Consider the following 22,983-nt stretch of genomic DNA (forward strand, 5'->3'; position numbering starts at 1 on the left):
GCTCGGGTGATTCTAGAATCCACTGGCGGCTATGAGCGGTCAGTGGCGTTGGTGCTGTCCACGCTAGCCTATCCCGTGGTCGTGATTAATGCTCGGCAAGCGCGAAACGTTGCCAAAGCTGCCAATCAACTGGCTAAAACCGATCCGGTCGATGCCGCGATTTTAGCCTGGTTTGGCGAAGCGATGAAACCGCCGATTCGCTCATTGGCCAGCGAAGCGGACGCAGAACTTCAGGACTTGGTCACCCGCAGGCGGCAACTGGTAGACCTCCTGACTGCTGAACAAAACCGCTTGTCAGGCTTACGCGGAACAGCCCAAGCAGATATAGCAGCTCACATTGCATGGCTCAAAGACCGCATTCAGCAACTAGACGAGCAGATCGACACCCAAATCCATCCATGTCAGCCCTGGCAGGCAAAACAGACGCGGCTGATGACGGTTCCAGGGGTGGGCAAGGTCGTCGCCGCGACCTTGTTAGCCCTGTTGCCAGACCTGGGACAGTTGTCCACTCGAAAAATCAGTACGCTGGTGGGCGTTGCCCCATTCAACCGAGATAGTGGGCAGAAGCAAGGCAAACGCGCTATCTTTGGTGGTCGTGCTGCTGTGCGTCAACTGTTGTACATGGCAGCTTGGGTGGCGGTGCGCCATAATCCAGTGATTCGCGTCTTCTATCACCGCTTATTAGCGAAGGGCAAGGCTACCAAAGTAGCGTTAGTGGCTTGTATGCATAAGCTATTAACAATTCTCAATGCCATGCTCAACCATGGTACGGACTGGCAGCCGTCCAACTCAGATGGGAGTCCATCGGCTGTTCCAGCATCATCATTTGCTTGACTTTTAAGATAATCGCTTCTCCCTAGGGAGAAGGGAGCTAAGAGTCGTGTTCCCTCTCCTTTGGCAGAGGACTAGGGTGAGGGCGGCAAAAGACTCAAACCCGAAAATCATACGTCTATTCAGCAACGCCCAAGAATGGTATTAGAGCCTATTTATCTATTCATCTAATTGACGTTAATTTAATCTGCTGTGGGCGCCTCATCTAGCGCATCGATCACAACCCCATTAAAAAAGCGAGCCAGTTTTTGTGCTGATTCGTGTAACAGTTCACTCGCAGTTGGGTTAGGGGTGGCAGGGGGGCTAACGGTAGGCTGAAGTGCTGAGGGATGGCTGCTCTCTAAACGGGGAGATTGAGGTGGGGGTACCTCCGATACGGCAGTGGTGGTTGGCGGAGCAGCAACTTCCAGAATCACCTTCACTGGTTGATGGAGGACTTGCCTAAAAGCCGCTTCAATTTTGGCGTGATTCGTTTGAGTCATATTGAGCAGCGGCTGGCTGACAATGCCAATCCGCACCTCTTTTTCTGTAACGCGGCGGAGATGGCCGTGCTGTGAGAGGAGGGCACGGGTACTCACTGGGATCTGTTGCAGTGCGGTTTCCCACAGGTGATCATCCTTAGCCATCGGCGCTTGAGCGGGTTCTGGCGGGGATGGTTCTGGCACCGTTGGGACATCTGCCCGAGACACAGGCGTTGAGGGGGCGGATGGGGCAGGCAAGGGTGGCATTGTAGGGGCGATCGCCATCGCTGGCGCATCCGGCAGGGGAGCTAAGGAGAGCAGTCCTAAAATACTCACTTCCAGCCAGAGGCGGGGTTGATTGCTCTGTTTCACTTGCCCTTCGCAGGTGCGCAAATGCTGCTGTGCCTGCAAAATGTTGGCGGTGCTCCACTGCTGGGCAATTACAGTCAAGGCTTGCCATGTCTCTTCGGTCAATGCCACTAGATCATGGCGTTCCGGCACGGTTTTCGCTAACAATAAATCACGATACATTGCTGCTAAGTTCTGCAAAACCGTGAGTGGGTCTCGTCCACGCTCTAGCAGTTGGCGAGTGTGCTCCACAACGGCAACCGCATCTTGGCGGGCAATGACCTGCAAGAGTGCCAACAAATCCTGCTCAGGCACAGTTCCAGCAAGTTGCCACACGTGCTGTACCGTAATTTGCTCTGGGTACAAGCTCAGTTGATCCAGCATACTTTCCGCATCCCGCAGCCCCCCTTGGGATAACTGCGCAACAAGGGTGACCGCTTGCGGCGTAATATCAATATGTTCTTGGGCAGCGATGTAGTTGAGGTGTTGCACCATCTCAGCAAGGGGAATGCGCCGAAAGTCGAAGCGTTGACAGCGGGAAATAATGGTGGGCAGAACCCGCTGTGGGTCGGTGGTGGCTAAGACAAAGACCACGTGGGGCGGCGGTTCCTCAAGGGTTTTCAGTAGGGCATTAAACGCCGAACTGCTGAGCATATGGCACTCGTCAATGACATACACTTTGTAGCGGCACTGAACGGGGGCAAATTGGGCTTTTTCAATGAGTTCGCGGATATTGTCCACACCCGTATGGCTGGCAGCGTCGATTTCAATGACATCAAGGCTGTTGCTGCTGGCTACTTGGCGGCACACGTCACACTCACCGCAGGGAGTGGGGGTTGGTTTAGGATGGCGCAGGCAGTTAAGGGATTTCGCCAGAATACGGGCACTGGAAGTTTTACCCGTCCCCCGTGGCCCGCAAAACAGGTAGGCCGGGGCAATTCGTTCTTGGGTCAGGGCTTGGCTGAGGGTAGTGGCGATCGCCCCTTGCCCCACGAGATCAGCAAACCGTTGGGGACGATACTTGTGGTGTAGCGGCTCGTAACTCACACAGGCAACTATTTCAGCGTTAGATTGTCTTAAGAGTAAACCACGGTTGACATGGCCTCAGTACCATTGTCGGCGTTTTAGATGTTGCTTGCTGGAGTGAATGTGGGATGCGCTATTGGATATCATCAGTTTTGCTGAGTAGTGTGCTTGTCACCATGGGGGCGATCGCCCCGGGGTTGGCAGCGGAGACCCTAAACCTCGTTTTTGGTGCCCAAAGTCAACAGGGAATTCAAATTCCGGTGGCCGATCTACGTGCCTACGCTGAAACAGGGACAGCCAGCGGCAACCTCAAGCTCATGCTGTCGATGGCTACACCTGAACAGCAGGCAGAGTTTCGGCAGCTCTTAAGCTTACCGTTTCCGGTTACTGCCGAGCAACTCCAAACCCTTGCTAGCAACAATAAGGGCGAAGACCTCCTAAAAGCTGTAGCAGCAGCAACCCTGCAACCGGACAGTGAAGGCATTGCCGCCTTGAAAACAGCGATGATGAAAGGTCTTGAGGCAGAAGGCGGCCTAACGTTGCTAGCGTTTTTAGACGCCTATCCTGAGTCAACCATGACAATTGATATTATGCAGATGCAGGCCATTTTAGAGGCGAACAAACCCCTGATGGAGCAGTACTTGTCCCGTCAGCAACAACCAGCAAACTAGGGCTTCTTAGGCAACTGCCCCCGCTCGATGAGCATTTCCCATGCCCGTAGCACTGCGACTAGGTCAGATGCGAGGCGGTATTCGTTAGCTTCGGCAATCCGGACGGTTGCTGTTGGGGTGGAAATGATATTGCTGGCCACGGGCACCGTTGTACTGGGGGCAACAAAATCAATCCCGTCAAACCGTTGAAATCGGCGTTCCTCTAACAACGTTGTGAACTCAGTCACTAGCGCTGGCGAGATGGTGCGCAGGGTGCGGCTTAGGGTGTCTCCCCGTTGGGTAGGGGTTTCTTGAACAATGCGGCCATCCCTAAACAGGAGGGTGGTTTGGGGGGGACGATCTAAGGTGGTTTGGCGAATCACGCGAAAGATCGCTGACTCAGGTAAGGCTGGTGGTTGGTCGTCTGGGGCAAGCCGCTGGGGGCGCTGAATGAGGGTACCTATCATCTGGCTTCCTGCCGCATCCCACAGCAGCAGAGATCCACTTTGATTAGTGCGGTACACCCATTGCTGGGGATAGGGCGCATTGGGGTTGGTGAGGGTAATTTCCCACCCTGGGGTGAGGCGTTCGGGGCAGTTGGGGCGCAGACCCCCCAGCCCTAAACAGCCATCGGACCAGACTCGGGGCTGCACTTTCGCTACAGTAATTTGAGTGGGTTCTTCCCCAAACTGAGTAGCGGCGGCGGCGATCGCCCGCTGGACGAGTTCTGCTGGCGGCACGGAGGGTTGCGCCTGTAGGGGGCTCACCCCTGCCAGCAGTGCATAAGCCCCTAACCAATAGCCCATGGCTCGTCTCCTGCCCATGTGGCCTCCTCACGATTGATCGAACAGATTGGTTGAGCAACTACACACCAGATGGCGATCGCCGTAGGCATTATCAATCCGCGCAACCGCAGGCCAAAATTTATACTCGCGGAGCCACGGGGCTGGGTAGGCGGCCACCTGTCGCGAGTAGGGATACGGCCACTCATCGCTACAGACCATCAAGGCAGGGTGAGGAGCCTGTTTGAGGGGGTTATGTTGGCGATCGCTTAAACCCGCTTCAATTTCAGCAATTTCGGCACGGATGGCAATCATCGCCTCACAGAAGCGGTCTAGCTCTGCTTTGGTTTCACTTTCTGTTGGTTCAATCATCAAGGTTCCGGGCACTGGCCACGAAACCGTCGGCGCATGGAAGCCGTAGTCCATTAAGCGCTTGGCAATATCTTCGACCTCAATACCGGCTGATTTTTTTAGAGGCCGCACATCCAGAATGCACTCGTGCGCCACTAGCCCCTGCGCCCCTTTGTACAACACCGGATAGTACGGCTCGAGCCGCTTGGCAATATAGTTGGCATTAAGAATGGCGATCGCCGTGGCGCGGGTCAGCCCCACCCCCCCCATCAGGGTAATGTACATCCACGAGATAGGCAGAATGCTGGCACTGCCCCACGGTGCTGCGGTGACCGGTCCTATTTCCGTCTCATGCGGATAGAGTTGAGTCGTGGGTAAAAAGGGCGCAAGGTGAGCGGCAACCCCGATCGGCCCCACACCGGGACCGCCGCCACCATGGGGAATGCAAAAGGTTTTATGGAGATTCAGATGGCAAACATCGGCACCAAAATCTGCCGGTCGGCACAACCCCACTTGGGCATTCATATTGGCGCCATCCATATACACTTGACCCCCATGGCAATGGATGATCTCGCAAATGTGGCGAATCTCGGGTTCAAAGACCCCGTGGGTTGAGGGATAGGTAATCATCAGTGCCGCTAGCCGCTCTTGGTATTGCGCCGCTTTGAGAGCTAAGTCCGCCACATCAATATTGCCCTGGGCATCACAATTGACCGCCACCACCTGCATCCCCGCCATCACCGCACTGGCAGGATTGGTGCCATGGGCAGAGGTGGGAATCAGACACACATCCCGTTGGCACTCACCTCGGCTATGGTGGTACTGGCGAATCACCAGCAACCCCGCGTACTCCCCTTGAGATCCGGCATTCGGTTGCAGCGAAATAGCCGCAAAGCCAGTAATCTCCGCCAGCATGTCCGAGAGATCCGCAAACAGCCGCTGATACCCTTGGGCTTGCTCGGCAGGGGCAAAGGGGTGAAGCTGATTAAACTCTGGCCAGCTAATGGGTACCATTTCCACTGTGGCGTTCAGCTTCATGGTGCAGGAGCCAAGGGGAATCATGGAGGTTGTCAGGGAGAGATCCTTGGCTTGGAGGCGGTGGAGGTAGCGCAGCAGCCCATGCTCACTGTGGTACTGATGAAAAACAGGGTGCTGAAGATAGGGGGTTTGGCGCTCTAGATCCTTGGGCAAGGCCGATGGGGTAGGTGTGGTGGGCATAACGGCTGCAAAGAGCGCTAAGAGATCCGCCACATCGGTTGCGGTGGTTGTCTCATCTAGGGTAATGCCCACACTGTCATCCGCAAAATAGCGCAGGTTAATCTTTGCGGCTTTGGCGTGCTGTTGCAACTCGGCTACAGAACGGCTGCCTAGATCAATGCGCAGCGTATCAAAAAAGGCAGGGTGCCGCAGTCGATACCCTGCATCTTCCAGCCCTTGGGCTAAGTGCCGGGTCAACTGATGAATTCCCTCGGCAATCTGGCGTAAGCCCCTTGGCCCATGATAGACGGCATACATACTGGCAACAATTGCCAACAGCACCTGCGCCGTACAGATGTTACTGGTGGCTTTTTCGCGGCGAATGTGTTGCTCGCGGGTTTGCAATGCCAACCGCAGGGCGCGTTGCCCCAAGGCGTCATGGGAGACCCCTACCAACCGGCCAGGTAACTGCCGCTTGAAGGCATCGCGGGTGGCAAAAAAGGCGGCGTGGGGTCCCCCGTAGCCCAAGGGAACCCCTAGGCGTTGAGAGCTACCTACGGCAATGTCAGCTCCCAGTTCCCCCGGTGGGGTTAACAGGGTCAGTGCCATCAGATCGGTGGCCATCGTCACCAGTAGGCCGTGGGCATGAGCCGCCGCAATCAGGGCACGGGGATCCCGAATCGCGCCATCGGTGGCTGGATACTGGAGCAGCAGGCCAAACGCTCCTTGCCAAGGCAGATCGCTCGCCGCGGGATCAATGGGCACAATCTCGATATTGAGGGGCTGAGCGCGGGTTTCTAAGACGGCAAGGGTTTGGGGGTGACAGTCTTGCGCCACTAAGAAGCGGCGTGCCGCCTGCTGGCGGCAGACGTTAAAACTGAGGGTCATAGCCTCAGCCGCCGCAGTCGCTTCGTCTAAAAGGGAGGCGTTGGCAATCTCTAGGCCGGTTAGATCCGTAACAAGGGTTTGATAGTTGAGGAGGGCTTCTAGGCGACCTTGGGCAATTTCTGCTTGGTACGGGGTGTACTGGGTGTACCAGCCGGGGTTTTCAAGAATATTGCGCTGAATGACGGGCGGTGTGATGCAGTTGGTATAGCCCATGCCGATGTAGCTGCGCCAAACTTGGTTAGCTTGGGCGATCGCCCGTAGTTTGGCCAGTGCCGCCGATTCACTCAACCCTTCCGGCAGGGCTAAGGGACGCGCCAAACGAATATCTGCCGGAATCACGGCATCGATGAGTTCCCCAAGGGTGGTGTACCCGAGCGTGCTGAGCATGGCGGGTAGATTCTCTGGCGTAATGCCAATATGCCGAGCCACAAACTCAGCAGAGGTATCTAAAGGCGTTTGCAGGTGGGGTGGCGAACTTACCATACAAGCATCACAGCGTCTGTCAATTGTTCATATATCTTAATGGCTGACGGCCAAAACAGGTTTGCGGGCGTGGATAATTTGCAAGCTTCGCCCTAAGCGGTAGTCCTGCTGTGCGAGTTCAAACCCTTGCGCGTGCAGTACCTCTGCTAAGTCGGTGTCCAAGAGCTGCCATGCGGTTTCCGTTTCAAAGAGCCAGAAAAATAGCGCCAGCCCTGGCCAAAACAGCGGGATGTAGGGTCGGTGAAAGTCAATCAGGGCAAACCAGCCACCGGGCTTCAGTACCCGCCACACCTCCGCCACAATGGCGGTGAGTTGTTGGGGTTGCATTTCGTGCAAGGCCATACTGGTGTGCACCAGATCAAAGGTCGCGGCGGCAAAGGGCATGGCCTCAGCAAAGGCTTCAACGTAGGTGGCTTGGGGCACTCGCTGTCGTGCCCGGGCGATCGCCTTCGGGGAGGCATCTAGGCCAGTGACCTGATCAAAGGCAGCGGTTAAGGACTCAGTGACAATGCCATGGGCGCAACACAAATCCAGCACCACCGCACTGCGGGGTAGCTCTAAGCCTTGCCATGCCAGACGATGGAGGCGATCGCGCCCCCCCACAGCAACAGCGGCAATGCTGCTAATGGTGTCGTAGAGCCACGGAAACTGGTAGCTCCAAGTGCGGAGGATAGTTGCCATAGATACTCAGTTTAAGAATCCTCGCAACCCCTAGAAATAGGTGGCTTCCTAGCCAATCGGGATGACAGGATTTGAACCTGCGACCCCTTCGTCCCGAACGAAGTGCGCTACCAAGCTGCGCTACATCCCGATAACTTACCTAAGATAACATTGCAGGCGACTCTTCTGAAAGCCATCGCGATCGCCCTATGACTCATCCTCTCTTGGATATCCTAGTGCAGCAACAGCACTCCTGCCCGTTTCATACCCCCGGTCATCAGCGGGGTCGCGGCATGGCAGCTCCTTTACGGGCACTGTGGGGCACTGCCCTAGCGCAGGATTTAAGCGAGATCCCGGGTCTCGACAATTTAGCTGCACCCACCGGTGCGCTTGCCGACCTTCAAGCTGCCATTGCCGCAGCAGCAGGGAGCGATCGCGCGTGGTGCTTAGTGAATGGTGCCACTACCGGGGTCTTAGCTGCCCTGTTGGCAACCCTAGAGCCTAAGGATGTGGTGCTGGTGGGTCGCAATGTTCACCACTCTGTGATTTCTGGGTTGATCCTAACGGGTGCTCAGCCCGTATATTTGGGGGTGGCCGTGGACTCGCTGTGGGGCATTCCCGAACCTGTGTCGTTGGCAACGGTCGTTAATGCGGTAGCCGCCTATCCCACCGCAAAAGCCGTCGTCCTTGTCAGCCCAACCTACGAGGGTCTGTGTTCTCCGTTAGCGGCCATTGCCCAACACGTTCATGAGCGGGGACTGACCCTCATTGTCGATGAAGCCCACGGCAGTCATTTTGCCTTTCATCCGCGCTTTCCCAGCACGGCCTTGGCCGCCGGTGCTGATCTGGTGATCCAGTCGTGGCATAAAACCTTGGGCACCCTCACCCAAACCGCGGTGCTCCACCTGCAAGGCACGCGAGTTGCACCAGAACGCGTCAGCCACGCCGTGACCCTTGTCCAAACCACTAGCCCCAGTTATTGGCTCTTGAGTGCCTTAGAGGCGGCAGCCTGGCAAATGGTTCACCAAGGCTACGAGATCTACGATCGCCTCCTGCAATGGGTTGCAGCGTTTGAGAGTCCCTTACCCCGCCTAGAGCGGCTAGATATCCCCCAAGACCCACTGCGTTTAACCCTTGGCACATGGCCGTTGGGTCTTACGGGGGCTGATCTAGAGGCGCAACTGCAACCCGACATCATTGCCGAACTCCCCAGTGGGCGATCGCTCACCTTTTGCGTAGGCTTGGGAACCACAGCGCAGATGTTAAGAACCTTGGCGGAGCGCTTGCGAGCCATCCACCAGACCCATCAGCCGGTACAGCCACTACCGCCTATAGCAGTGCCGCCGTTGCCTGCGGTCTCTTCACCAGCCCTTTCACCGCGTACCACGTACTTTAGCCAGCGCCAAGTGGTGCCCCTAGCAGCCGCCATTGATCACATTAGCGCTGAAACCATTGCCCCCTACCCGCCCGGCATTCCCACCATCATCGCCGGGGAAGTCATTACCGCTGCTGCCGTCGCTGAACTACAACAGGTACAGGCCATGGGGGGCACCATTATCGGCGCGACGGATCCGCAGTTGAATCAGATCACGATTGTGACCCCAGCAGACACCTAATCATCTCAGTCCTCAGTCTCAATAAAGTGACTGACTAGGTGCTCCTCTAAGAGTGGCTGCAAATGTTGAAAATCTTGAGGAGAGAGTAATTCTGGCTCTTTGCCTGGGACTAACCGTGCGACATACAGGGTTGGACTGAGGGGTGTGTAAACACTATACTCACGCACCCCAGAAAAGAAGCTGCTGCCAAGGGGCTGATATTCCTCGATAGTGACATCGTCTTCGGCGTCTACTTCAACGCTGAGAATGTCCTCTTCATCTAGATCGGGGAGATCCCCCGCCACGGTGAGGGTCAGGGCGGTACGTTTGAGGGTGAGATTTTGCTCCTCAAGGATGGCTCGGGCGGTATCAAAGACTTGGTCAATTTCCTCCTCATCGAGGGGGACGAGGGTTTCTTCGTCATCCGCTTCGGCAATGACAGCAAAAATTTCTACGGGATAGTCCACCGGCCGCAGCAGGGCATAGACTTCGTCCTGCACTGTCAAACGAAACTCAATGTAGCAATTTAGGAAACGCCCTTGCTCATCGTAGAGCCGGATTTGCTCTAGTTCGCGATCGAAGTCGTCCTCTTCCCAAGGCTGCTCATCACTGTTGTATCGGTTTTGATAGTTGGAACCCATGCGACTCCGGTCGAAACAACTACGATTAAAGACTCCCTATGGCAATGGAGCATACCATGCAGGTGGTCGCAGTGGGGTAATCTTTGTGGCAGCAGTCGCAGCCGCAAGGTCTCGATAGTTCGCTACTTGGCTCAGGTTTCAATGGACATGACTCGCTGGTGGTCAAGGGTTAGCAGCTCCCGCAGCTGATCAAGGCTGAGTTCTGTCAGCCATTGTTCACCAGTGCCAACGATCATCTCTGCTAACGTCTTTTTGCGCTCAATTTGTTCGTGGATTTTCTCTTCGAGGGTGCCGCTACAGATAAATTTATGGATTTGGACATTCCGCTGTTGGCCGATGCGAAAGGCGCGATCGCTGGCTTGGTTTTCAACGGCGGGGTTCCACCAGCGATCGTAGTGAAAGACATGATTGGCGCGGGTTAAATTTAGCCCGACCCCACCAGCTTTTAAGGATAGAATAAATACACTCGGCGCTTGCGGATCGTGCTGAAAGCGATCCACCATCACTTCCCGCTGGGCTTTGGGGGTTTGCCCCGAAAGAAAAAGAACTTCTTGCTGAAGCGCCTCTTCTAGATAGCGCTTGAGATGCTTGCCTAGTTCGGCAAACTGGGTGAAGACCAGTGAGCGATCGCCCACTTCTTGAAGTTCTTGCAGCATTTCGGTGAGGCGTTGCAACTTACCGGAGCGGTGCGCCCCATAATCCTGCTGTTTGAGGAACTGCGCTGGATGGTTACAGATTTGTTTTAGCTTAGTCAGGGTAGCTAAGATAGTGCCACGGCGTTGGATGCCGTCGCTCGTTGCAATATCGGCAAGGGACTGCTCCACAACGCTACTGTAAAGGGCAACCTGCTCAGGGGTGAGGCCGCAATATACCAACATCTCCTGCTTTTCGGGGAGGTCTTGGATGATGCTGCGATCGGTTTTCAGGCGGCGCAAAATAAAGGGTTGGACGTAGGTGCGCAGGGCATTGAGGGAGGTGGTGTCGCCATAGCGTTCGATGGGGCGGGCATAGCGATGCTGAAAGTAGGCACGACTGCCTAGGTATCCCGGATGCAGAAAATCCATGATCGACCAGAGTTCACTCAGGCGGTTTTCAAGGGGGGTGCCGGTCAGGGCAATGCGAAACTGGGCGGCGAGGGCGCGAGCGGCTTGGGATTGTTGGGTATTCACGTTCTTGATGTTTTGGGCTTCATCTAGAACTAAGTGCTGCCACGCCACCTGTTTGAGGGTGGTGAGATCTCGCTGCAGCAGGGCGTAACTGGTGAGAATGAGATCATGGGTCTTCACCTGCTGCACAAATGCCTTCCCTTTGGGGCGATCGCTACCGTGGTAAACGTAGGTGCGCAACGTTGGCGCAAATCGCTGTGCTTCCCGTAGCCAGTTCCCCAAGACCGATGTAGGGCAGATTAACAGCGTTGGCGCAAAGGGGCGATCGCTCGCCTTGAGGTGGAGCAAAAATGCCAGTAGTTGAATGGTTTTGCCCAGACCCATATCATCCGCCAAACAGGCACCCAATCGCCAGCGTTCCAAAAAACTCAGCCATGCCACCCCCCGCGCTTGGTAAGGGCGCAATGTTCCCACAAACTCTTTTGGGGTTGGTACTGGCTCAAGCGTTTGCTTGCCGGTGAGGGCATCCAGCAGGGCTTGCAGGGCATCGTTAGCAGTTAGCCCCAAAATGGGCAGCTTAGCGACGGTGACGGTATCGCCGGTGGCAATCCGCAGGGTATCGGCTAAGGAGAGGTGGCGGTGTTGGCTTTGGGACTGGAGAAAGTCCTGAGCCGCTTTGATCTCTTGGGGCCGCAGCAGCACCCACTCGCCATTGAGATACACTAAGGGGATGTCTTGACGCAGAAGTTGCTCAAAATCAGTCTCTGAGAGGCGGTGCTGTCCTAACTGCAACTGCCACTTAAACTGCATGAGGCTGTCTAAGCCAACTCCCGTTGACGGGGTTGAGGGTAAATCAGCGGCAATACGCAAGCCTAAGCGATGGTGAGTACTGTTGCGCCGCAAGCTTTCTGGCAGAATGACGGCAATTCCCTGTTGCTCAAGGCGATGCATGTGGTGCTGTAGCAGGGCGTACACCTCAACAGTTTGCAGGGTCAAGTGAACTGGCCGCGGCTCCAGTAAGCTGCGCTCGATGGGGGGATAGACGCGGGAGGCCAAGCCAAGCCCCCGCAGCAGGGTTTCTTGCGGGTGAGGGAGTACCTGATCCCGATAGATGAGGGAATCATGGTGGCACTGCCAAATCTCCGCTGCGGCTAGCATGGTCTCGGTTTCCCCTTCGCTCTGGAGGCCAAAGGTGAGTTGCCATGCTCCTTGGGGTTGGTCTGGGGGCAGCAGTTGCAAGGCCAGCCGCCACTGCGGCTCCAGACTTAACAGTTCACGATAAGGCTCTTGCCAGCGGTGGAGCCGTTCGATGAGGCTTGGTTCTAGGTCAGTGGGGGTGCCCGTTTTTAGACCAGTTAGCCAGCGGTAGTGGTCTTTGGCTAAGCCCACTTTAGGTAACTCAAGGGAAGCAAATACCTGTTGCAGGTAGCCCCTTAAGCTATGCTCCAAGAAATCTCTCAGCAGCTCACCAGCAGTGTCAGGAAGGCGTAGGGCAGTTCCCTCGGCTTGGTAGCAGCGGCAGAGATCCGGCATCTGCTGACAGAACTGACGGAAACGTTGGCGATCGCCATGGTGGGTCAAGAGTACGCGCCAGCCTGTTACCGTGGGCAGGTATTGGCCGCGCACAATTAAATCCAAGAGCCAGCGCCCCACATGGCTCCAGAAGCGTAAATCATCCCCAAGCATCAGCCCCGCTGGGGGAGACGTTGCCAATTGGTGAAGGTGGCTCAGCAGGTGGGCAGGGGCGATCGCCCAGCCATGAATCTGCCATAAGCAGAGGGGGTCTCCATTTGCCTCGCTGAGGGGGGGCGGCACTAGCACGTGCTCATAGACACGGGTTGGTAACCCAAACGTAACCGTGGTAGGGGTGGCATGACCTAGGGGAAGCTGAGCCAGAGGAGCATTGTAGGGGTACACTGGCACGCTATCCATCTGCAGCGGTGTGGTGACGCGCGCCAAGGGTTGCCACTCTTCAGCCCATAAAAAGAATTGTGGCGCGAGGGTTCCGAGCCACGTTCCGTGCAAAACAGCCATAGGGTCATTGTACTGTGGCATCACAGTCAAGTGCAGCAGCGGCAGCTCCCCCTTCAGTACCGGTCGTGTCCACCTAGCGGGTCGCAGGGCACGGTACAGATCGGGTCAGTTAGAAAGTACCAAGGCGTTGCAGAAATTCAAGGGGCAGGCCATCGCAGTCGCGCAGGAAGGCAATGTGATACAAGGAGGTGCCAATGATTTGCTGGGTGGGTTTGAGTAACAGTTGAAAGGGAAGATTGTGGGTTGTTAAGGTCGCCTCTAGGTGGCTGAGCCACGTATCTAGGGGTTCCTGATGATCACTCAGATCAAAGGAGAGATGATAGTAGCCAACATAGTGCTCGTCTGCAAAGGCATCAGGGGCGGTGTGCGGCTCTGGTACCTGTAAGAGTTCCACGCGAGTGCCCCAGCCCTTGAGCCAGCAGGCTAGAGTATAGCCGGTGGTAAAGCGAGTGTCCATCTCGAAGCCTAAACATTCGTAGAAGGCGATCGCCCGGTGAATATCAGCGGTGCGAATGGATACGTGGTGCAGGGTCATCGCGTTTTCCCTTGGTTAGCTCCTTTGCTGCTTGGGACGCAGTTGATCTGGGAAATCTGTGAACACAGGATCGCCAGTGGTGGCCATACCCAAGTATCTGGTGAGAATCACCTCTAGCAGCCTAACAAGGACTTAAACAGTTGCAGGCCATCTACGGTATGCCGACTGGGCGAATGGTTGAGGCTCGGATCCGCTGCCCGCTCTGGGTGAGGCATCATACCAACTACATTCCCCGCCCGATTGCAAATGCCAGCAATATTATTCAGCGATCCGTTGGGGTTACTGGCTGCGGTGACCTCACCATTGGCATTGGCGTAGCGAAAGAGGATTTGCTGATTGACTTCTAGTTCTGTCAGTGTATCGGGGTCGGCATAGTAGCACCCTTCCCCGTGGGCAATAGGCAACTGGATGACGTCCCTGTCGCCATAGCCTTGCAACCAAGGTCGGTGCTTAGCCTCAAGACGCAGATAAACGCGATCGCAAATGAAGTGTAAATTGCAGTTGCGTACCAGTGCCCCCGGTAGTAGCTTGGCCTCGGTTAGAATTTGAAAGCCATTGCAGATTCCCAGTACCCATTTACCCGCCGCTGCATGAGACTGCACTGCTGCCATGACGGGTGAAAAGCGGGCGATCGCCCCGCAGCGTAGATAATCGCCAAAACTAAACCCCCCCGGCAGCACAATTAAGTCGTAGTCTGCTATGTGGGTTTCTTCGTGCCAGAGTAACTGAGTGGGCCAACCCAACACGTCGCCAGTGACGTAGGCCACATCGCGATCGCAATTAGAGCCTGGAAACACAACAATACCAACCCGCAATTGATCTCTCACAGCAGTCCGTCCATCACATCAGTGATTGGCGTGAGCTTAGCAGGGGCATGGAGCAGTTCAATATCCCGCAGCCAAATCACCCCGCGCCCCATAAATTCCACACCAATTTTAATAAAACCCGGCGTCTGGGGGTCTGGTTTGAGATGAAACGGCACTTCACAAATATGCCAGTCGCGATCGCCTTCAAGGGACACAGTACGCGAAAAGGTCCAGCCAAAGGTTTGGGCACGACTGAGAAACAACTGCGCCCCCTCCGTCAACGCTGCCGTTTTAACCAACGCTCGACACAGCAACAATTGATCGCCTGCCTGCGCCGAAGGCACCTCTAACCAAAGATGGGCTTCAGGCATTTCAAAGAGGGGCACCGTCTGCGGCCAATGGGACTCAATCCGCCATGCTGCCCCCTCGGTTTTCAACCCAGCGCCACTAATGGGCTGGTCAATCCCTGGGCGAAAGAGCGCCACGCGCTGAAAGGGTGCCGCTGGCTCTGGCACTTGCAGCAATGGGGCAAGGGTGTCGGCAATGGACTGTAAGCCAGACTCAATCCCCGCCTTTATCCCCGCTTCAATACTGCTCAACAACTCATCCCACCAGCTAAACATGACACCCTCAGAGCGCAGACGGTGTAGCAACATCATCGAGGTCAATGTGAAAGGTTTCAATGACCGGATTTGCGAGCAGTTGATCGGCGATCGCCGCAAGTTGATGAGCGGCCGTGGTGCGATCCTCTGCCTCAAGAGTGAGTTCTACGAGCTTGCCGATGCGTACGGAGTGCACATTGGTGTAGCCCAAATGGTGAATGCCCGCTTGCACCGCCACTCCTGCTGGATCCAAGACCGAGGGTCGCAGGGTGACATAAACTCGTGCCTTGAACTCTGCCATGGGCAACACCTCAACCGGGGGTCTGATCAATTAACGACTTCACACCTTCAATCGTAGCCGGAATACTACCCGGATCCATAAATAGTACCTTGCTGCTATCACTGTGGCCAATGGTACGCCCCATATCAAGGTAGCCCTGCGCCAGTAAAAACTGCAAGGCATCCTTGGCCTTTGGATCCTCATTGAGGGCAGCGGCAATAATTTTCATTGCTTCAGCGGTGCCCTGCGCCCGCAAAATTTGATCTTGCCGCTCTGCTTGGGCACGCAAGACCACCACTTTTTGATCCGCTTCGGCAGCGAGGATGGCTGCTTTCTGCTCAGCCTCCGCGGCTAGCACCTGCGCCTCTGCTTTCCCGCGGGCAGAGTTAATCGCGGCTTCGCGCTCCCCCTCTGAGGTAAGAATGGCGGCTCGTTTCTTGCGCTCCGCGGACATTTGCAATTCCATGGATTCCTGTACTGCCTTCGAAGGCACAATGTCGCGCAACTCAACCCGATTGACCTTTACTCCCCACGGATCTGTAGCAATATCGAGATCCTTGAGCAGGGTTTCATTGACTTGGGAACGCGCTGTAAAGGTTTCGTCGAGTTCCAACTTGCCCATTTCAGCGCGGATTTGGGTCAGCACTAAGTTCACCATCGCCATCTTGAGGTTTTCCACCTTGTAGTAGGCGCGCTCCATATCAATAATCCGCCAATAGACAACGGCATCCACGGTAATGGAGACATTATCGCGAGTAATGCACTGCTGCGGTGGGATGTCCAGCACTCTCTCCCGAATCGTGCCCTCATATACCACCCGATCCAAAATGGGCAATACAAAATTCAACCCTGGCTCAAGGCGGCGACTATAGCTACCCAACCGCTCTACCAGCGCCATATTGCCCTGATTGATAATCCGTACAGAACTGGCGATGCCCGATCCGCCCACGACCAGTAAAAAGAGTAAACCGAACAATTCACCCATGATTACCGTTCCCAAAATAATTCACTTCTACTCTAGTCGCTGAGGGGCTGGGCGTTATTGCTAGTAGTTCATCTTTACATTCTGTTACGTTTAGAATTGCAGGGCATTTTGGGTGACTTGAGCGATCGCCTGATCCGTGGCCTTAGGCAAATGGTAATACTTGCCTCTTGCGTGCTGAGCCAATTCTTTGCCCATCCCTGTTGAAACAAATTTACTCTCGGTATCAATCACCAAGAGTTTTAGTCCAAGACTGTGGATTTTGGCGGCGATGTCCAGAACTTCTGCTTTGACATCCGGTTTGGTATCCGGCGGCAGCGTCTCGCCTAGGGAGCGGCTGAGGGGGATATTTCCCCGTCCATCGGTAATGGCGACAATCATCACTTGGCCAATTTCGCCACTTTGACGGGCATTCAGACCAACCCGTACCGCTTGGGTTAAGCCGTGGGCAAGGGGGGAGCCACCCCCACAGGGCAATGTTTCTAAGCGCCGTCGGGCAGCTTCAATGGAGCGGGTTGGGGGTAGCAAGACATCGGCCTGCTCGCCACGAAAGGGAATGAGCGCCACCATATCGCGGTTTTGGTACGCTTGGGTCAATAGCCGTAGTACAGCGCCTTTGGCAGAGTTCATCCGGTTGAGAGCCATGGAGCCGGAGGCATCAACCACAAAAATGATAAGTGCCCCTGCTTTGCGGGCTAAGCGCTTAATGCGCAGATCGCTATTCTCAACAATTACCCGCCGGTGGGGTTGGCGCGATCGCCGCGCTTTTTGGTAAGGTGCAGCCGTGCGCAAAGTCGCATCAACGGCAATGCGTCCCTCTCGGCCACGGGGCAAAATGGGTCGGATATAGCGCCCGCGATCTTGGGAATAAATTAAACTGCGGCTGCCAGATTTCCCTTGGCGTTGGGCAATTTGGGCAAAGTAGAGCACTGATTCATCGAGGATGGTGCCATCGGCTTCAAAGACAAACTCCTCCGGAATCGGTGGCATCTCTTGCGGCTCCTCCGGTGGTGCATCGGGGTCTTCCGGCTCGTCTTCTGGCTGTGCCTCTTGGTTCTCTGGCGGTGGCGGCGGCGGCTGTTGCGGTGGTGGCTCCAGTTGGGTAGCTCGCGGCACAATAACCAACTCAACAGCACGGCGCAGATCTTCGGCAGTAACTTCACTGCGGCCATTCAGAGCCGCATGGGCTTTGGCGACGCGCACCGCAAAGAGTTCGGCGCGATGCCCTTGTACCCCACCTCGCAGTGCTTCCGTAACAAGGTAAGCAATCTGCTGCCGTTGAATCGTTACCTCCTTCAGCCATTCCCGCGCCAAAATAATTTGAGTACGCAGATCCTCTAGCTCACCCGCGTACTGCTCTAGAAAGGCTTGGGGAGAGTCAGCAAACCGAGTGGCCTGATCGACGGCTTCAACACGCTCATCCAACCCCAGTACCGTATCTGCTGAAAGGGCGATCGCAAAGCGATCTAAGACATGGGGTGAAACGTCCCCTTCATCGGGATTGTAGGTGGCAATGAGCAGGGGGCGGCAGGGATGGTCAAGGCTAATACCTTCGCGCTCAATTTGGTTGCGTCCCGCACTCAGGACGGCCATCAGGACATTGGCCAATTGCTCATCAAGAAGATTAATTTCATCGACGTAGAGCACGCCACGATGGGCTGCTGCCAGTAATCCGGGCTGAAATACTGCTTCGCCCCGCTGCACCGATTGGCTCACATCCACTGCGCCCAGCAGCCGATCTTCGGTGACCCCGAGGGGAATTTGTAAAAAGGGGGCTGGGATGACTTTGGTGGGCAGTTCAACATCAGGATGAGCCTGTCGCCATGCCTGTAGCCGGCTATCCCACTCCTGCGGCCTTGCGGGATCGGGGTTGGCAATGATGGGGATGGGCAGATCGCCTTGATCAATAACCTCAATGGGGGGTAAAAGGGCATGGATTCCCCGCGCTAGGACTGATTTAGCGGTGCCACGCCGTCCAGCAATGATCACCCCCCCCAAGCCAGGATCCACTGCCGCCAACAGCAGGGCAAGCTTGATGGCTTCGTGGCCAACAACAGCGGTGATGGGAAACGGGGCGATCGCGATCGTCATGGGGTACTAAGCACTTAAAACAATCAACACTGAAAAACTGTAGCCAAGCGGCCTGCTCTCTATCGTCCCATAAAACCTAGTTGTGAGGAGCTGGAATGCTACCCCACCGATCCAACGGCCAAAAGCGCAGTGCCGCCCGCCCAATCACATAGCTGCGGGGCACGACTCCCCAACAGCGGCCATCAAAGCTATTGTTGCGGTTATCCCCTAGCACCAAGTAACTCTCTGCCGGAATCACCTGCGGCTGAGCAAGGTAGGGTTGCATTCCGGCACAGGTGTCAATGCTGGTAAAGGTACCGGGGGATAGGTAAGGCTCCGCAAGGGGCTGATTGTTGACATAGACGCGACCTTGGCGCAACTCGACGCGATCGCCCGGCAAGCCCACAATGCGCTTAATAAACGCATCCCGAAACCCAGCTTGCTGAAGCGTTGGCGTGGGGTTAAACACAATGATGTCACCGCGCTCGGGGGGATGGAAATAATAGCTGATTTTTTCAATAATCAGGCGATCGTTAATCAGCAACGTCTCTTCCATGGAGCCGGTGGGGATGTAGCGGGCTTCCGCCACAAAGGTGCGAATGCCAAAGGCCAGTACTGCTGCCAGCCCAAGGGTTTTCGCCACTTCTAGCCACCATGGTTCCGGTGTTTTGGTGGGGGTCACCGTCGTAGGTTCAGGGGCATTCGTGGGCGGCAATTGGCCATCGGACATGGTAAGGAATCTCGCAAACGAACATAATTGATCCTGCACTACACGATACTATAGCCGAGAGAATTGTTTCCCATGGGTACAGGGCAGGGGAGATCAACTTTGAGGATTATTTACTTTGGCACGCCGGAGTTTGCCATTGTTCCCCTGCAGCGCCTTCTGGCTGCACCAGATGTCGAGGTTGTGGGGGTGGTCACGCAACCGGACAAGCGGCGGGGGCGTGGCAGTCAACTCATTCCTTCGCCCGTCAAGGACGTTGCCCTAGCCCATGGCTTACCTGTGTGGCAGCCCCAGCGCATTAAACAGGATAGGGATCTGCACGCTCTGCTGCGATCGCTGGCGGTGGATGTCTTTGTTGTGGTGGCCTACGGCCAGATTCTCTCACCTGACGTGCTGGCCATTCCTAGCCAAGGGTGCATTAATATCCACGGCTCTTTGCTGCCGAAATATCGCGGCGCTGCTCCCATTCAGTGGGCGCTCTACAACGGCGAAACGGAAACAGGGGTGACGACCATGCTGATGGATGCTGGTATGGATACAGGCCCGATCCTGCTGCGTAGTGCGGTGGCGATCGCCCTCGACGATACCGCCCAAACCCTTGCCCTCAAACTCAGCCACCTAGGGGCAGAGCTATTACTCAAAACCCTACGGCAACTGCCACAGTTAACTCCTCAACCCCAAGATGAGCAGCAAGCCACCTATGCCCGGCTTCTGCAAAAAGATGATTTTGCCTTAGACTGGGGGCGATCGGCACTAGAGCTCCACAATCAAGTTCGTGCCTTTACCCCCCGCGCCTTTACCTACTGGCAGGGTATGCCCCTCAAAGTCATCCAAACATGGCCCTTAACGCCGGCAGTTCAAGCAGCACTCCCCTCGGAACTTCAGGCCTACGTATCCCCACCAAGCGCCGCCGCCGCCAACGGTACCGTCATTACCCTCATTAAAGGCTGGGGGCCGGTGGTGCAAACCGCAGCGGGAGGGCTGCTCCTGCGTCAAGTCCAACTAAGTGGCGGCAAACCTCAGTCTGGCTGGGACTTTGTCAATGGTGTGCGGCTGGTCACTGGGGCATCCTTGGGCTAAGATGCAGCCTGCTCCCCTGCCCGTAGGTGGAGTACCGTTGTCTTCACGGTGGCTGCCAAGGGAATGGCCAAGACAATGCCCAAAAAGCCAGCCACTCGTGCACCAATCAACAGGGCAATAAACTGCCACAGTGGGTTGAGGCCAATTAAATTCCCTACTAGTTTGGGGGAAAGGAGATTGTCCTTAACTTGCTGGAGCACCACGGCAATGACTAGGATGTTCAAGGCTAGCCAAGCATCCTGAAACAAAATGAGCAGGACAACCAGTCCAATGCCAAGGGTTGCCCCCACCACAGGAATGAGTTGAGCAACACCAATAATCAGGGCAAAAAGGAAGCCAAAGTTGACCTGCAAGACAATCATGAAGGGAATTAAGGCTAAAAACATAAATAGCCCTAAAAAGAGTTGAGCTGAAAAAAAAACGCGAATATTGACCTGTAGGGAGCGATCCACCACAGTTCGCCACTCTTGGGGCAGCAGGGTGATAAGGCCACGCCAAATTTGCCCGCCGTAAAACAACATATAGACCGCTAGAATCAACACCAGCAGCGTATCCACAAACTTACCTAGGGTGGTAATGGCAACCCCCGGCAAAATGGCAGCCAACCCCTTCATTTGCTCCACAAACTCTGCGGTGAGGTCATCGACCCCCACTGGGAAGTTGTAGCGCTGGAGAACGTTATCAAGGTGTCGCAGGTTTTGGTTGCCTGTATTGGCCAACTCTGGTAGTTGTGTCAGCAATTCCTCCGCCTGTTGCAGCGCAAGGGGCAGCAGCAGCAGCAGCAGGATACTTACCACAAGTAAGGTAATAGCTAGGACGATGGCAATGGCATTGGGGCGGCTTAACCCCCGCTGGCATAACCGCTTGACCACCTGATTGAGTAAAAAGGCCAAAATGGCGGCAATGACCAAAATGTTAATCAGGTATTCAAAGTACAGGTAAAACTGCTCGACTACCCAGAGGTTGAGCACAAGAAGGGGGCCAACAAAAAAATAGCTAAGGTAACGTTGCCAACTCCCAGGTGTGCCGTACCATCTCATATTTTTTGCGAGCGATCGCGTCCCCAATAGCCTAGCGCGAGCAAGCCGAGAATAGCGAGGGTTCCCCAGCCCAAGGGGCTAGGATAAAGATAAACGGCTTCTAGGTGGTTCAAATACCCAGGCACCAAGTGCCAACTTAGGCGATCGCCCTGACGAGTGACGTTAGGATTAACCAGCGTATCGGCACGCAAGGGAGACGTGGTCACAGGTCGTGCTCCCCACAAGGTTTTCAAGCTTACGGTAAAATCCAGCAGGGCTTGCGGGGCAACCAACACCTCTTGGGTGCTACTTTGCACACCCAAGGGACGTAAATCAATGTCGTAGCGAAGACGCTCGCGCACAAAGAGTAGCCAGTTTTGATCAAAAATCTCGGCGTGGGCTGAGGAGCCAGCAAGATAGGGAATGCTGACGATCTGGCTAAGGGCAGTAGCTAACGCATGACTGGTCTCAAAGGGGATAGCCACCCGCACACTGGTCTCGTTCCGCTGTGTGACCTTGCCCCCAAGGTGCTGTACCTGCTGTACCAGTTCCCTGCTTGTTTTTGGGTCGGTTGTCGGCAGGTTGACATTGTAGGTCAGTTGACCGCCGGTTTGCCCGTGGTGCTCAATGGCTAAATCTGCCTGTACACAACCACTGAAACAAATGACGAGGGGAAGTAAAAGCCAAAGTAGCCACCGCTGCATCACCAATGCTTGTCCTTACGCTTTGTTCGGCTATGGGAAGTACACCCCAAGCGCATCAGCGCCTAGGGGAGCACGTTTAATCTATATGACCAGATTACCGAAAAACGCCGTAAAGCCCCTAGCTTTAGCTATGGGAATATAAGGCGCATATTGTTTTATCAAGCTGAGTCTGTGATAAAATGGAACCATGAGAGTCATAGAAGCCAAGCTAAAGGGCACACAGGAGCAATATCAGTCTCTGGACGAAGCCATCCGTACCGCACAGTTTGTGCGCAACAAGTGTGTACGGTACTGGATGGACAACAAGGGCGTGGGTAGGAATGACCTCTATGCCCACTGCAAAACCTTGGCTCAAGAGTTTGATTTTGCTAAAAAGTTAAACTCAGCAGCCAGACAAGCAAGTGCAGAACGGGCTTGGGCTTCTATCTCTCGGTTCTATACCAACTGCAAAAACAAGGAGGCAAAGAAGGGATACCCCAAATTCAAGAAGCATTGCCGCTCTGTAGAGTACAAGCTATCGGGTTGGAAGCTATCAGCGGATGGACTGTCCATCACCTTCACTGATGGCTTCAATGCAGGTACATTTGCTTTGTACTGCAATGGAGAGGCAAGACAGCATATCCTCAACTCTAAAATCAACCGAGTGCGAGTGGTACGCAGAGCAGATGGGTACTATGCTCAATTCTGCTTGGATGTAGAGCGCAAAGAGCAAGGACAATACACAGGCAATGTCATCGGGATTGACTTGGGGTTAAAACACTTCTACACCGACCAGAACGGAAACACGGTCGATTGTCCTAAGTTTTTAAGACGTAGTGAACGGAGGTTAAAGCAACACCAACGCAGGTTAAGTAGGACGTTCAATAAAGGAGCCAAGCCTCAGTCCAAGAATTATCACAAGCAAAGGAAAAAACTAGGCAAAGTACATCTGAAAGTTCAACGCCAACGTAAAGACTGGGCAATCAAGCTTGCTCGGTGCGTAGTGGCATCTAACGATGTCGTGGTGTATGAGGACTTGCAGGTGAAGAACCTAGTCAAGAATCATCATCTTGCCAAATCCATCCATGATGCTAGTTGGTCTCAGTTCACCCAATGGCTGGACTACTACGGTAAGGTGTGGGATAA

The 22,983-nt window shown here is 55.1% G+C and carries 20 protein-coding genes and 1 tRNA gene; 5 read left to right on the forward strand and 16 right to left on the reverse strand.

Annotated elements, in window-relative coordinates:
* A partial coding sequence (locus tag L5470_RS12295) for an IS110 family RNA-guided transposase (protein WP_499500137.1) occupies positions 1-834 on the forward strand: 834 nt, incomplete at its 5' end.
* 179 nt (positions 835-1,013) lie between these two features.
* On the opposite strand, the gene L5470_RS12300 is transcribed toward L5470_RS12295, so the two are convergent.
* A complete protein-coding gene (locus tag L5470_RS12300; protein WP_499500138.1) occupies positions 1,014-2,687 on the reverse strand; it encodes a DNA polymerase III subunit gamma/tau in 1,674 nt (557 codons plus the stop codon).
* 131 nt (positions 2,688-2,818) lie between these two features.
* Here L5470_RS12300 and L5470_RS12305 point away from each other — a divergent pair, with 131 nt between their 5' ends.
* Positions 2,819-3,337, forward strand: coding sequence for an alpha/beta hydrolase (locus tag L5470_RS12305; RefSeq protein ID WP_499500139.1), 519 nt, complete (start codon positions 2,819-2,821; stop codon positions 3,335-3,337).
* Here the strand turns inward: L5470_RS12305 and L5470_RS12310 are convergent.
* The 4 genes from L5470_RS12310 to L5470_RS12325 all read right to left on the reverse strand — a co-directional run bounded on the left by L5470_RS12310 (position 3,334) and on the right by L5470_RS12325 (position 7,828).
* Complete coding sequence (locus tag L5470_RS12310) at positions 3,334-4,140, reverse strand: DUF8738 domain-containing protein (protein WP_198406044.1); 807 nt, start codon at positions 4,138-4,140, stop codon at positions 3,334-3,336. The genes L5470_RS12305 and L5470_RS12310 overlap by 4 nt on opposite strands.
* Before the next feature lie 9 nt (positions 4,141-4,149).
* On the reverse strand, positions 4,150-7,017 hold the full coding sequence (gcvP, locus tag L5470_RS12315; protein WP_499500140.1) for an aminomethyl-transferring glycine dehydrogenase: 2,868 nt from the start codon (positions 7,015-7,017) through the stop codon (positions 4,150-4,152).
* Positions 7,018-7,053: 36 nt separating this feature from the next.
* On the reverse strand, positions 7,054-7,698 hold the full coding sequence (locus L5470_RS12320) for a class I SAM-dependent methyltransferase (protein ID WP_499500141.1): 645 nt from the start codon (positions 7,696-7,698) through the stop codon (positions 7,054-7,056).
* A gap of 56 nt (positions 7,699-7,754) precedes the next feature.
* Positions 7,755-7,828, reverse strand: a tRNA-Pro gene (locus L5470_RS12325).
* Positions 7,829-7,886: 58 nt separating this feature from the next.
* Here L5470_RS12325 and L5470_RS12330 point away from each other — a divergent pair.
* Positions 7,887-9,293 carry an aminotransferase class I/II-fold pyridoxal phosphate-dependent enzyme gene (locus tag L5470_RS12330; protein ID WP_499500142.1) on the forward strand — a complete coding sequence of 469 codons (1,407 nt, stop codon included), beginning with the start codon at positions 7,887-7,889 and terminating at the stop codon, positions 9,291-9,293.
* Positions 9,294-9,298: 5 nt separating this feature from the next.
* Here the strand turns inward: L5470_RS12330 and L5470_RS12335 are convergent, their stop codons facing one another.
* From L5470_RS12335 to lepB, 9 genes are all read right to left on the reverse strand, one after another.
* Positions 9,299-9,913, reverse strand: a complete 615-nt coding sequence (locus L5470_RS12335) for a DUF3727 domain-containing protein (protein WP_499500143.1) — start codon at positions 9,911-9,913, stop codon at positions 9,299-9,301.
* A gap of 131 nt (positions 9,914-10,044) precedes the next feature.
* Positions 10,045-13,053 carry a sll1366 family intein-prone helicase gene (locus tag L5470_RS12340; RefSeq protein WP_499500144.1) on the reverse strand — a complete coding sequence of 1,003 codons (3,009 nt, stop codon included), beginning with the start codon at positions 13,051-13,053 and terminating at the stop codon, positions 10,045-10,047.
* 109 nt (positions 13,054-13,162) lie between these two features.
* Positions 13,163-13,582, reverse strand: coding sequence for a VOC family protein (locus L5470_RS12345; RefSeq protein WP_198406270.1), 420 nt, complete (start codon positions 13,580-13,582; stop codon positions 13,163-13,165).
* A gap of 119 nt (positions 13,583-13,701) precedes the next feature.
* Positions 13,702-14,403, reverse strand: coding sequence for a phosphoribosylformylglycinamidine synthase subunit PurQ (purQ, locus tag L5470_RS12350; RefSeq protein ID WP_499500151.1), 702 nt, complete (start codon positions 14,401-14,403; stop codon positions 13,702-13,704).
* An 8-nt stretch (positions 14,404-14,411) separates the two neighbouring features.
* The gene (locus L5470_RS12355) at positions 14,412-15,017 is read right to left on the reverse strand and encodes a hypothetical protein (RefSeq protein ID WP_499500145.1); all 606 of its coding nucleotides are present in this window, start codon (positions 15,015-15,017) and stop codon (positions 14,412-14,414) included.
* A gap of 7 nt (positions 15,018-15,024) precedes the next feature.
* Entirely contained in the window at positions 15,025-15,327 is a 303-nt protein-coding gene (gene purS / locus L5470_RS12360; protein ID WP_499500146.1) for a phosphoribosylformylglycinamidine synthase subunit PurS, read from the reverse strand.
* A complete protein-coding gene (locus L5470_RS12365; protein WP_099799619.1) occupies positions 15,308-16,261 on the reverse strand; it encodes an SPFH domain-containing protein in 954 nt (317 codons plus the stop codon). The genes purS and L5470_RS12365 overlap by 20 nt, the downstream gene beginning before the upstream one ends.
* A gap of 90 nt (positions 16,262-16,351) precedes the next feature.
* On the reverse strand, positions 16,352-18,349 hold the full coding sequence (bchD, locus tag L5470_RS12370) for a magnesium chelatase ATPase subunit D (protein WP_499500147.1): 1,998 nt from the start codon (positions 18,347-18,349) through the stop codon (positions 16,352-16,354).
* A gap of 76 nt (positions 18,350-18,425) precedes the next feature.
* Positions 18,426-19,058 carry a signal peptidase I gene (gene lepB / locus L5470_RS12375; RefSeq protein ID WP_499500148.1) on the reverse strand — a complete coding sequence of 211 codons (633 nt, stop codon included), beginning with the start codon at positions 19,056-19,058 and terminating at the stop codon, positions 18,426-18,428.
* Between the two features lie 99 nt (positions 19,059-19,157).
* Between lepB and fmt the strand changes: the two genes are divergently transcribed.
* A complete protein-coding gene (gene fmt, locus L5470_RS12380) occupies positions 19,158-20,135 on the forward strand; it encodes a methionyl-tRNA formyltransferase (RefSeq protein WP_198406043.1) in 978 nt (325 codons plus the stop codon).
* Here the strand turns inward: fmt and L5470_RS12385 are convergent.
* Positions 20,132-21,106 carry an AI-2E family transporter gene (locus L5470_RS12385; RefSeq protein WP_499500149.1) on the reverse strand — a complete coding sequence of 325 codons (975 nt, stop codon included), beginning with the start codon at positions 21,104-21,106 and terminating at the stop codon, positions 20,132-20,134. The genes fmt and L5470_RS12385 overlap by 4 nt on opposite strands.
* 65 nt (positions 21,107-21,171) lie before the next feature.
* Positions 21,172-21,858, reverse strand: coding sequence for a DUF3153 domain-containing protein (locus L5470_RS12390; RefSeq protein WP_499500152.1), 687 nt, complete (start codon positions 21,856-21,858; stop codon positions 21,172-21,174).
* Between the two features lie 187 nt (positions 21,859-22,045).
* On the opposite strand from L5470_RS12390, the gene L5470_RS12395 reads away from it, so the two are divergent.
* Positions 22,046-22,983 (forward strand): RNA-guided endonuclease InsQ/TnpB family protein (locus tag L5470_RS12395; RefSeq protein WP_499500150.1); only part of this gene is annotated, 938 nt, incomplete at its 3' end.

Source organism: Synechococcus sp. PCC 6717, from assembly GCF_022698185.1.
GTDB classification, from domain to species: domain Bacteria; phylum Cyanobacteriota; class Cyanobacteriia; order Thermosynechococcales; family Thermosynechococcaceae; genus Thermosynechococcus; species Thermosynechococcus lividus.

What these genes read in the sequence shown, in the direction of transcription:
- lepB (WP_499500148.1), bottom strand. Translation starts at nt 19,058, where the DNA reads ATGTCCGATGGCCAATTGCCGCCCACGAATGCCCCTGAACCTACGACG.
- L5470_RS12365 (WP_099799619.1), bottom strand. Translation starts at nt 16,261, where the DNA reads ATGGGTGAATTGTTCGGTTTACTCTTTTTACTGGTCGTGGGCGGATCG.
- L5470_RS12310 (WP_198406044.1), bottom strand. Translation starts at nt 4,140, where the DNA reads ATGGGCAGGAGACGAGCCATGGGCTATTGGTTAGGGGCTTATGCACTG.
- L5470_RS12390 (WP_499500152.1), bottom strand. Translation starts at nt 21,858, where the DNA reads ATGCAGCGGTGGCTACTTTGGCTTTTACTTCCCCTCGTCATTTGTTTC.
- L5470_RS12320 (WP_499500141.1), bottom strand. Translation starts at nt 7,698, where the DNA reads ATGGCAACTATCCTCCGCACTTGGAGCTACCAGTTTCCGTGGCTCTAC.
- bchD (WP_499500147.1), bottom strand. Translation starts at nt 18,349, where the DNA reads ATGACGATCGCGATCGCCCCGTTTCCCATCACCGCTGTTGTTGGCCAC.
- L5470_RS12335 (WP_499500143.1), bottom strand. Translation starts at nt 9,913, where the DNA reads ATGGGTTCCAACTATCAAAACCGATACAACAGTGATGAGCAGCCTTGG.
- L5470_RS12330 (WP_499500142.1), top strand. Translation starts at nt 7,887, where the DNA reads ATGACTCATCCTCTCTTGGATATCCTAGTGCAGCAACAGCACTCCTGC.
- L5470_RS12355 (WP_499500145.1), bottom strand. Translation starts at nt 15,017, where the DNA reads ATGTTTAGCTGGTGGGATGAGTTGTTGAGCAGTATTGAAGCGGGGATA.
- L5470_RS12340 (WP_499500144.1), bottom strand. Translation starts at nt 13,053, where the DNA reads ATGGCTGTTTTGCACGGAACGTGGCTCGGAACCCTCGCGCCACAATTC.
- gcvP (WP_499500140.1), bottom strand. Translation starts at nt 7,017, where the DNA reads ATGGTAAGTTCGCCACCCCACCTGCAAACGCCTTTAGATACCTCTGCT.